The 6,197-nt window shown below is 50.3% G+C and carries 6 protein-coding genes; 4 read left to right on the forward strand and 2 right to left on the reverse strand.

The genetic code is table 11. The annotated features are described in order from the left end of the window. Positions 1 to 30 precede the first annotated feature (30 nt). Complete coding sequence (locus tag ACK5LI_RS00380; RefSeq protein ID WP_416945647.1) at positions 31 to 1,191, forward strand: MFS transporter; 1,161 nt, start codon at positions 31 to 33, stop codon at positions 1,189 to 1,191. 58 nt (positions 1,192 to 1,249) lie between these two features. Here ACK5LI_RS00380 and ACK5LI_RS00385 read toward each other — a convergent pair whose 3' ends face one another. Then, positions 1,250 to 1,774 carry a type 1 glutamine amidotransferase domain-containing protein gene (locus ACK5LI_RS00385; protein ID WP_416945648.1) on the reverse strand — a complete coding sequence of 175 codons (525 nt, stop codon included), beginning with the start codon at positions 1,772 to 1,774 and terminating at the stop codon, positions 1,250 to 1,252. Between the two features lie 255 nt (positions 1,775 to 2,029). Here ACK5LI_RS00385 and ACK5LI_RS00390 point away from each other — a divergent pair, with 255 nt between their 5' ends. The 3 genes from ACK5LI_RS00390 to ACK5LI_RS00400 all read left to right on the forward strand — a co-directional run bounded on the left by ACK5LI_RS00390 (position 2,030) and on the right by ACK5LI_RS00400 (position 4,725). Further along, complete coding sequence (locus ACK5LI_RS00390) at positions 2,030 to 3,844, forward strand: DAK2 domain-containing protein (protein WP_416945649.1); 1,815 nt, start codon at positions 2,030 to 2,032, stop codon at positions 3,842 to 3,844. 30 nt (positions 3,845 to 3,874) lie between these two features. Continuing rightward, positions 3,875 to 4,369: a hypothetical protein gene (locus ACK5LI_RS00395; RefSeq protein WP_416945650.1), complete on the forward strand. Its 495-nt coding sequence runs from the start codon at positions 3,875 to 3,877 to the stop codon at positions 4,367 to 4,369. 125 nt (positions 4,370 to 4,494) lie between these two features. After that, positions 4,495 to 4,725: a hypothetical protein gene (locus ACK5LI_RS00400; protein WP_416945651.1), complete on the forward strand. Its 231-nt coding sequence runs from the start codon at positions 4,495 to 4,497 to the stop codon at positions 4,723 to 4,725. An 8-nt stretch (positions 4,726 to 4,733) separates the two neighbouring features. Here ACK5LI_RS00400 and ACK5LI_RS00405 read toward each other — a convergent pair. Then, positions 4,734 to 6,197 (reverse strand): gamma-glutamyltransferase family protein (locus tag ACK5LI_RS00405; protein ID WP_416945652.1); only part of this gene is annotated, 1,464 nt, incomplete at its 5' end.

The following is a 6,197-nucleotide window of genomic DNA, read 5'->3' on the forward strand; positions in this document are numbered from 1 at the left end:
CTTCAGACTATCACCTTCCGGTACCCCATAATGGCTAACCACTCTTTGTTACGAGACAAAAATCTTCTTATAACTTTCGGCATCACCTTGACCGTCGTCATGGGTGTTTCCAGCATTATCCCCACTCTCCCGCTTATATCGCGCGAACTGAACGCCCCTATAGCTACAATTGGCCTAGTTATTACAGCATTTACCCTGCCGGGAATTATTCTGACACCTGTTGCAGGCATACTGGCTGATCGTTACGGACGCAAAAAAGTGTTAATTCCTTCTTTGCTGCTTTTTGCTCTGGCCGGAGGCGCTTGCGGTTTTGCAAACGATCTGACGTCCCTTATTGTGCTACGTTTTTTTCAAGGCATCGGAGTTGCTCCGTTAGGAGTGTTATATGCGACTATTATCGGCGATCTATATGAGGGCAACACGCGTATTAAAGCTATGGGCTATAATGCCGGAGTATTAAGCATTGGCACCGCCATATATCCTGCCATCGGCGGATTCATAGGAGAAATGGGCTGGCAGGCACCTTTCTTTCTCCCTTTTGCTACTCTTCCCATGGCATACATCGCATGGCGCTGGCTGGAACTGCCGCAGCCCGATGCATCTCAAGGCATGGGGGCATATTTCAAAAAAGCGGCAAAAGCCCTGCGCAGCCGCCAGGCCCTTGGCCTGTTCTCTGTATCTTTTCTTACTTTTACCATGCTCTACGGCCCGGTGATTACATTCATACCTATTCTGGCCGATAACAGATTTTCTGCCACTCCTTCTCTCATTGGGGCTTTATTTGCTCTGACATCGCTCGGAACAGCCATTGGTGCAGCGCGCATCGGCGTGCTGGCAGAACGCTTCAAACCACATCGTCTGCTGCTGGCAGGACAAATCTTTTATCTTTTAGCCATGATTCTGGTGCCTCACATGACCAGCTTCTGGTGGCTCCTGTTACCCGTATTCTTTTTCGGCCTTGCACAAGGACTCAATTATCCGAATCTTATGACACTGCTGAGTTCCCTTGCTCCTTTGGAGCAACGGGCTGCAATTATGGCTGTTAACGGCATGACGTTGCGTATTGCCCAGACACTTGCTCCGCTTGCAGTCACCAGCGTCTACGCCATAGGCGGATTTAACGCTGTTTACGCGTTCGGCGGAGCCACAGCGGTGCTCATGTTCCTGATCACAGCACACAGCATCCGATAAAAAAAAGCCCGGCAACAAAACTGTCGGGCTTTTACTCTTCTGTTTTCCAATTCCGGTCTTACGATTTCATCATCTCAATAATTGCCAGACAAAACGGAGCAAGATCTTTAGGGGTCCGGCTTGTAATGTGGTTTTTATCTACCACCACAGCCTGATCAACCCACTCCGCTCCAGCATTCTGTAAATCATCACGAATAGCATTTACCGATGTGCAGCGGATCCCTTTCATAATGCCGGCTGAGATAGGAACCCAGCCAGCGTGACAAATATGCGCAATGGGTTTGCCGCTGTCGTGCATAGCCTTGGTGATTTCCAATACTCTGGCATCACGACGTAATTTGTCAGGCGCCCATCCGCCGCACAGCACAAGCGCATCGAAAGTCGTATGGTCTACAGCGTCGATAGTAATGTCAGCCGTACAGGGGTAGCCGTTTTTTCCTTTATAAACCTTGCCGGTCTGAGGTCCGGCAACAAGCACTTCGGCCCCTGCTTCCTCAAGCCTGATTTTAGGATACCAAAGCTCAAGATCTTCGTAATATTCCTCAACAAAAATTAAAACTCGCTTGCCATTAAGTTCGGACATGATGACAACTCCTGTATAACTATAGTTAAAGCCGCTTATTATAAACGGCACTCTAACACAAATCTTTCCTTTACATAAACACACTAACCACAGCAGTTCACTTTCGCCCTCCCCTTAATCGGCGCAATAGAATTGTTCAATCTTATCAGATAGATAAAGCATTAAATCGCAACTTGCGCTGTACTGGAAACTCCTTTATACCTACAGCGCACGATTAATGGGGGAATCGTACTTTTCCCGCCGAGGAGCCTTCTTTTGACCAAAGAACCGCAAAAAATAAAATATCTTGATGGGATACGCTTCAAGCGTGCCATTAATGCCGCCGCCAAAAGGCTGATTGAAAAACACGGCCACCTTAATGCCATCAACGTTTTTCCCGTTCCTGACGGAGACACCGGCAGCAACATGGCCGGAACAATGAAAAGCATTGTTGATAGTTCCGCAGAAAGCAAGGACGGAACAATCAATGGCATGAGTAAGGTTATTGCCGACTCTGCCCTTATGGGCGCACGCGGAAACTCTGGTGTTATTCTTGCCCAGTTTCTCTGCGGCTTTTCCGAAGGCGTTAAAGACCTTAAAAGAGTCTCACCGCCGGACTTCATCAAAGCGTCGTCAGTTGCTACCAAAAGAGCTGTTGAATCCATAGCGAACCCCAAGGAAGGAACAATCCTCACGGTTATTCGCGAGTGGTCTGAGCACCTGACAAATAACGCCGATAAGTACAAAGATTTTCAGCATCTTCTGCAGGACTCGTTACGCAACGCCCGTGAATCTGTTCAGCAAACCACAGAGAAGCTTGCTTCCCTGAAAGCGGCAGATGTCGTTGATGCAGGTGGCCTTGGCTTCTTATATCTTCTTGAGGGAATTGTTGAATTTACCGAACGTGGTTCTTTGAACAAGTCGGATACAATTAAAAACGATGTTGTCATCGAAGAAACCGAAGAAAATGCTCAGAGCAAAGTAGCTGTTGATTCGCTTGAATTCCGCTTCTGCACCGAGTGCATGATCAAAGGTACAGATATCAATACGACGACCTTGCGCGAAAAGCTGGGTCAGATGGGCGACAGTCTTGTCGTAGCCGGAACAGCAGAAACTGTTCGAGTGCATGTCCACACCAATCAACCGGAAGCTGTATTTGCCATTGCAGCAGAGTTCGGTACCGTGGATTGCCGCAAGGCGGATGACATGCTGGCGCAACACCTTGAGCTGACGGCAGGGAAAGGCCCGAAAGTCGGAATAGTTACAGACTCAACCTGCGACCTCCCTGATGAATTGATGCAGGAGTACGGTATACGCTTTGCTCCGTTACGCCTTTTCCTTGATGACGAAGAATACATAGACAAACTTTCTATCTCCACCGGAGAATTTAACAAACGCCTGCGTGTTTCCCGCTCTGCACGTACCTCGCAACCTGCTCCGGCAGACTTTAAACACCTGTACGATGACATGCAGGCTCTTTATGATGAAGTGGTCTCGCTGCATGTGATGGCCAAGTACAGCGGCACGCTGCAGTCTGCTGCAACTATCGGCAAAGCCTCCACAAAGCCCGTGTACACGGTTGATTCACAGACCCTGTCCTGCGGTCTTGGTCTAGTGGTGCTTGAGGCGGCAAAACGTGCACGTTCCGGCATGAGTGCAGAAAAAATAATGGCTGCGGCCCGCAAAGACATCAAAAATCTGCACGTATACGTTGCCATGGACACACTGGACTTTGCTGTTCGCGGCGGACGAATGAGCCGCGGCGTTGGTGCAATAGCCAAACTGCTTAACATCAAGCCTGTACTGGAATTCGATGCGCGAGACGAAGGCACTGTCAAGGTTGTTGAGAAAGGTCTCGGCAGACGAATGGCAGAACTGAAGCTGCTCCGCCGCATCGAAAAAGCTATCAGCGGGCGCAGCAACCCGAGAATTGCCATCGCTCATGTTGCCGCAGAAGAAAGCGCAGAGCACCTCGGTCATTTGATAGCAGAGCGAGTTGGTATTGCGCCTCTCTACACAATAGAAGCTTCACCTGTGCTCGGCACTCATAGCGGTCCCGGAGCCTGTGCTGTGGCAGTCCTGACCGACTAGCGCTTCTGCCTGAGAGTCAGAGGAGGAAAAATGTACCGCCATTTCGGCAACAAACTGCAACTGCTATGTCTGGCTATATTAATTGTACTCTGCTCGCTTGAATACAGCGCAGCAGCAGAACAACAGGCCGGGCAAGCTCAAACGCAGCCCGCAGAACAGGAAATAAAACCTAAATCCCCTCCTCCTGCCGGCACCCCGACGCAAGTCATAAACATCGGCGTAACACAACAGGCGGATGCGGAACTTTTCTGCGTAGACTTCAACAAGCCTAAAATTCCGGATATCAATACGGTTGATAACGGCTCGCCTCGCATCTTCTTTGATGTACATGATGTGCATGAATGGCAGGGCAAAAAGCGCTATGATGTCAATGCAAATTACATTAAAGCGGTTCGCACACACCATAATGCTGCAGCCAAAAGCTTACGGATTGTGCTAGATTTGAGCGATCAGTACAACTACCGGGTAGATCCTTCCTGGGTTGAGGCTTACTACCTTTTCTGTATCGCCGTTTCTAAAAGATAATATAAGGGCAACCGGTAACCGGTTGCCCTTTTCCTTTAAAAGCTGATTATTTTCCTTCATGCCCCTTTCCACCCGCAGCAGTTCATGCTTATAGTTACAGTATACAAGCTGCGGAGGGTTCCATCATGGCATACATCGTTTCTGATATATCCACATTCAGCGGGCGCGACCTGCTTCAAAGAATGCTTCAGCAAGACATGCAGTCCGGCAGAAGAATGGCAATTTCAGACGAGTTGATCAGCTTCTATCTGCTTTCGCTGCGCACAAGTGAACAGTATCCGACCCGTGTGCAGGCACCGATGCCGTCAGTCTCGCAAGAGATGCTGCGCGGCTTGTTTGCCAACATGTCGCTATGACCGTCAGGTTAATATCCTAACGCCAGCCCGTCTGCGCGCCCGTCACTTCCGGCTTCCCAGAATCCGGCACTATTCTTCAGTATTATCTGCCCGCGGCCCACAATATCGCGGGCATACCCTTTTACGATTTCCAGTGAGTGCCCTTTTTGCCGCAGTTCCTGCAATACAGATTCGGGAACGCCTTCTTCAAACAACACCTGCGAGCCATCTGCAAAGGGCATTATACAAAAGCGCAACCTGTCCAGAGCCTGTTGAGGGTTGCAATCGTCATCAAGCATGGCAGACAATATCTGTACATGCCCCTGAGGTTGCATGAAGCCGCCCATCACGCCCATCACTCCGTGCAACGTACCGTCCTGATTAGTCGTCAGGCAGGGAATGATCGTGTGGTATGGTCTCTTTTGCGGCGCAAGGCAATTCGGATGTTCAGCCTCAAGTACAAAGTTATGCCCGCGGTTCTGCAAAACAATACCCAGCTCAGGCACAACAATTCCGCTTCCGAAAGTCATGTACACACTGTTGACCATCGAGCAGGCATTGCCATCCCTGTCTGCAACACAAAACTGGACAGTATCCGAAGATGCTACAGGGCTTCCTTCGCGGATATCCGCTATGACAGTATCAGGACGCAGCATAGCCGCCCTTCGCACTCCGTACAGTTTGTCCAGCAATGCGTCCGTCGGTATCGGTAATTTTCCGGGCTCACAAATATATTTACGCCCATCGGCAAAAGCCAGCCGCAATGCTTCGATCATGGCATGCAATCTGCTTGCTGATTCCGGAGCACCGTAAGACTCCAAGGGTAGTGCCTGCAACGTATTCAGCGCCATAAGTGCCACTATCCCCTGTCCGTTCGGGGGACACTCATGCACCTGCACTCCGCCATACTCAGTACGACAGGGCTGCTGCCACTGTGCGTCCGCCGCTGCAAGATCACTTTCAGTCAGTACGCCGCCCTCAGCTTTGAGCGTTTTAACAAGTGCTGATGCAGCATCTCCTTCGTACAATGCCCGCATTCCCATACGGCCGATGGACTCTAACAAATCTGCAAGAGGGGCATTAGTCATGCGCTCGCCGGTAGCCGGAGTACGCCCCTGTGTAAGAAAAACTGATCCGCCTGCACTCTTTTGCAATAAGGCGGCTTCTGTGCTCCAAAGTCTGGCGGTTACAGGGCCTACAGCAAAGCCTTTTCGAGCAAGGTGAATAGCAGGGGCCAGTATTTTTGCCAGATCCAGCCTGCCGAATTTTTCGTGCAGGCGGCACCACGCGGCACATGCTCCGGGCACAGTAACAGCCAGACCATGCCGTGGCGGAATCTCTTTAAATCCCGCAGAGTATACAGCATCCATGCTATGCCCTGCTCCACTGCGCCCTGAACCGTTCAAAGCCGAAACACGTCCGTCAGCTGCATTGTAATACAAAGCAAAAGCGTCTCCCCCCAATCCGGTACTGCAGGGTTCGACAACAGCAAG

Origin of the sequence: Oleidesulfovibrio sp. (assembly GCF_047973035.1) — a bacterium.
Taxonomy (GTDB): Bacteria; Desulfobacterota; Desulfovibrionia; order Desulfovibrionales; family Desulfovibrionaceae; genus Oleidesulfovibrio.

Bases quoted from the DNA above. Each gene is read 5' to 3' on its own strand.
- ACK5LI_RS00400 (WP_416945651.1), top strand. From the start codon at position 4,495: ATGGCATACATCGTTTCTGATATATCCACATTCAGCGGGCGCGACCTG.
- ACK5LI_RS00395 (WP_416945650.1), top strand. From the start codon at position 3,875: ATGTACCGCCATTTCGGCAACAAACTGCAACTGCTATGTCTGGCTATA.
- ACK5LI_RS00380 (WP_416945647.1), top strand. From the start codon at position 31: ATGGCTAACCACTCTTTGTTACGAGACAAAAATCTTCTTATAACTTTC.
- ACK5LI_RS00385 (WP_416945648.1), bottom strand. From the start codon at position 1,774: ATGTCCGAACTTAATGGCAAGCGAGTTTTAATTTTTGTTGAGGAATAT.